The 3360-nt window shown below is 48.9% G+C and carries 3 protein-coding genes; 2 read left to right on the top strand and 1 reads right to left on the bottom strand.

Going from position 1 to position 3360, the window contains the following annotated elements; all coding sequences use genetic code 11:
- Positions 1 to 339 precede the first annotated feature (339 nt).
- Positions 340 to 1233 (bottom strand): tRNA 5-methoxyuridine(34)/uridine 5-oxyacetic acid(34) synthase CmoB, encoded by an 894-nt coding sequence (gene cmoB / locus Q0372_RS05230; RefSeq protein ID WP_298103423.1) that lies wholly within the window; start codon positions 1231 to 1233, stop codon positions 340 to 342.
- A 107-nt stretch (positions 1234 to 1340) separates the two neighbouring features.
- Here cmoB and Q0372_RS05225 point away from each other — a divergent pair, with 107 nt between their 5' ends.
- Positions 1341 to 2396 carry a transglutaminase-like domain-containing protein gene (locus Q0372_RS05225; RefSeq protein ID WP_298103420.1) on the top strand — a complete coding sequence of 352 codons (1056 nt, stop codon included), beginning with the start codon at positions 1341 to 1343 and terminating at the stop codon, positions 2394 to 2396.
- Between the two features lie 420 nt (positions 2397 to 2816).
- Positions 2817 to 3360 (top strand): twin-arginine translocation signal domain-containing protein (locus Q0372_RS05220; protein WP_298103419.1); only part of this gene is annotated, 544 nt, incomplete at its 3' end.

Genomic DNA, 3360 nt, shown 5'->3' with positions numbered 1-3360 from the left:
TTTACCGCTTTATTTGCCGCTGCGGGTGTTAAAATTTCTCCGCCGTGTTTGCTGTATACGTACATTGGCGTGCGATGTGCAGATAAAATTTAATCTATCGCTGCTTGATTAAATTTAGTAAAATTTCGCGCCGCCGCGCATGCAAGACGCAAAGCGTAACGCGTGCGGGAGGAGGCGAAATTTAAATTTGCGCCGCCGTACTGATCCCAGCCGCTACAATGTGATCTAATCCAATTTGGGGCCCGCTAAATTTAGCTAAATTTCACATCCCGCCGAATGCAAAATTTTCCCCGCGAGTCGATAAATTCAGTAAATTTTACGCGTTTTTAAAGGCGCAGATCACGCCCGAAGCCGCACGTAGACACGCCTCGGGGCGGGGTAACCCTCGATCGTGCGCGAGCTATCGTGTGGGTCAAGGAAATTCTCCAAGCTCTGCCCGTCGATCCACTCCGTTTTGCGCTGCTCGCTAGCATCTGTGGGCTTTTGAGCCAAAATTTCAAAATCTCTGAATTTCGCCCGCTCACACCAATTCTGTAGCGCGCCGACGGTCGGGACGAAGTAGATATTTGAAATTTTTGAGTAGCTGTTTTTCGGACACAGCGCGAAATCGCCCGCTCCTTCGATATACATCGTATCTAAAAACACCTCGCCGCCCGTATTTAGCGAGGCTCGCAGATCTTTTAGCATCTTTATGGGATCGCTGCGATGGTAGATGACGCCGAGACAGAAGATCGTATCGAATTTGTGCTCGTAAAAGGGCAGATGTTCCACGCCTAAAAGCTCGAATTTCGCGCCGCTGCGGAGGAATTTCTCGATGAAGCTAAACTGCAGATAAAATAGCGCGCTCGGGTCAAACCCCACTAGCCGCGCAGGCGCTAGCTCGCTTGCGCGAAACATATAGTAGCCGTTGTTGCAGCCCACGTCGGCGACGGTTTTGCCGCTCAGATTTAAAAACGGTCGCAGCAGGTTAAATTTTACGAAGCTTCGCCACTCGGCGTCGATAAAAAGATCATTCAGCGCAAAAGGCCCCTTGCGCCACGGCTTTAGCGCTCGCGCGATACGCAAAATTTCATTCTCTTGCTCCGCGCTAGCGCTAAAGCTTGCCCGCACGACGTCGCCGCACTCGCAGCCGCACTCGCCTATTTGCAGCGCCTCGATCGCGCTTAAAATTTCGCAGTTTTGCCCGCTTTGCAGCTTTTTAAAGTTCTCGTCTCTGATTTTTTGCAGATCCATTTTTAATCCTAAAATTTCAAATTTAGCGCCATTTTAACATAAAATTTTATCCATTTTAAGGCGCAAAGAGATAAAATCGACTTGCAATTCAAGCAAAGGAGCAAAAAATGCAAGAAGCAAAAACGAGAAAATTCAGTCTCAGGTTTAATCACGAAATTTCAAGTAGTGGTGCAGAGGTGCGGCTTTGGCTGCCGTTAGTGCTGCAAGAGCCGTATCAGAGGTTGCTTGGCGAATATCATGCCCGCTCAAATGCACAAGAGTCGGCTATCTGCGGAGATCATATAAGCACGTACTACGCGCGCTTCGCACCCGATAAAGAGGCAAGAGCGGGCGTCGGCAAATACGGCGAGCAAGGTGTCGTAGGCGAAGATGACGATTATTTTGAGCTTAGCTTTGATATTGAAATTTCGGAGCGAAACACTGATTTTAGCAAGGTAAGCTTTAATGAAAACGAGCGCTTGAGCCCAGAGATCGAGGAGTTTTTAAAGCCATCAAAGCTAATTCCGGTAGGCGGCGCTGCAAAACAAAAATCAGACGAGATCACTAGCTCGCTTAAAGGCGATCTGGAAAAGGCGCGCGCGATTTATGAGTGGATCGCAAAAAATATGAGTCGCGATAATAGCGTGATCGCATGCGGCAGCGGCGATGCAGCAGCGATTTTAAGCAGCGGCAAGCTAAGCGGCAAATGCGCCGATATTAATAGCGTGTTCGTAGCGCTCTGCAGGGCAGCCGGCATTCCTGCTCGCGCTATTTACGGCATCCGCACGGGCGCAGCGCAGAAATTTTCGCCTGAAATGGGCGTCATGGGCGCCTTAAGCGGCAATGCGCTTGAAATTTCGGGCGCACAGCATTGCAGAGCGGAATTTTATCTAAAAGGCTATGGCTGGATCCCGGTCGATCCCGCGGACGTCGCAAAGGTGCGCCTAGGCGAAGGCTTAAGCGAGGATGACTCCAAACTCGCGCGAGTGCGGGAGTATCTTTTCGGCAACTGGGAGCCGTGCTGGCTGGGCTTTAACTACGCTCGCGAAATCGTGCTAAATCCGCGCCCGGCGCATGTCCCGATTGAAATTTTTTCGCATCCGTATTGCGAAGTGGGTGGTACGCCGAAAGATCCGTACTCGCCTAAAAATTTTATCTACGAGTATTTTTCGCGCGAAATTTAGTCCTTTGGTGGCCTGTGTTTTGCCGCCGCGATTTGCTTAAGCTAAGCTGCCGCGCTTCGTCGAAGCTCAACTGTTTCATCGAAACGCACGCTTGGCTTTTGCGACAGCGGCGCTTTTTGCGTGGTTTAGCCTACGCCGCCGATACATACTGCCTGCGCGCCTAGTTTGCGGGCTATCATGCCCGCTTGGGCGAAATTTCGCGCCGTGTCTTTGGGCGAAATTTTGAAATTTTAAAATTCCGCGGCGAGCAAAATTATAAAATTTTAAAGCGAGCGGAATTTTGAAATTTTAAATATGGATAGAATTTTAAAATTTACGGCTTGCAGAATTTTAAAATTTAGCAATTTCAAAGCCGCAAAAGGCTAAAATCAGCGCGTAAATTAGGGCTAAGGCTTAGCCATTTTATTTGAAGGCAATTTCATGCAAAGACGCGATTTTTTAAGAAACACTGCGATTTTAGGCGCCGTTATGGCAACTCCGAGTACCATTTTGGGCGGGGAAAAAGCCATTGGCAAAAAGAGAGCTTTCAGGCTATCGCTAAATCACGAAATTTTGGAGAAAGGTAAGCAGACGCGGCTTTGGATACCGCTTCCTCTCATCACGGAGTATCAAAAGGTAAGCGACATAAAATTTGACGGCAATTTCAACGATCCGTCCGTGGACTATGGCGAAATTCCGACGCTCTATGCCGGCTACGTCGGTGTGGCAAAGCCCACGCTAAATATTAAATTTAGCGTCGAGACCTTTGAGCGAAATACCGATTTTAGCAAGGTAAAATTTAATCCGAACGAAAAGCTTGACCCCGAGGTAGCGAAGTTTTTAGAGCCTAGTGCGCAGATTCAAATCGACGGCGTCGTTAAGCAAAAATCAGACGAGATTGCAGGCGGCATAAAGGGCGATTTGGAAAAGGCGCGCGCGTCGTTCTGCCAGAATGTGCTGAAATCGTCCGTCATGGAGACCTCCT

It is taken from the genome of uncultured Campylobacter sp. (genome assembly GCF_937997405.1).
In the GTDB taxonomy this organism is placed as follows: domain Bacteria; phylum Campylobacterota; class Campylobacteria; order Campylobacterales; family Campylobacteraceae; genus Campylobacter_B.
The sequence above is the reverse complement of the archived record's forward strand: the minus strand, read 5'-3'. Positions and strand labels throughout refer to the sequence as shown.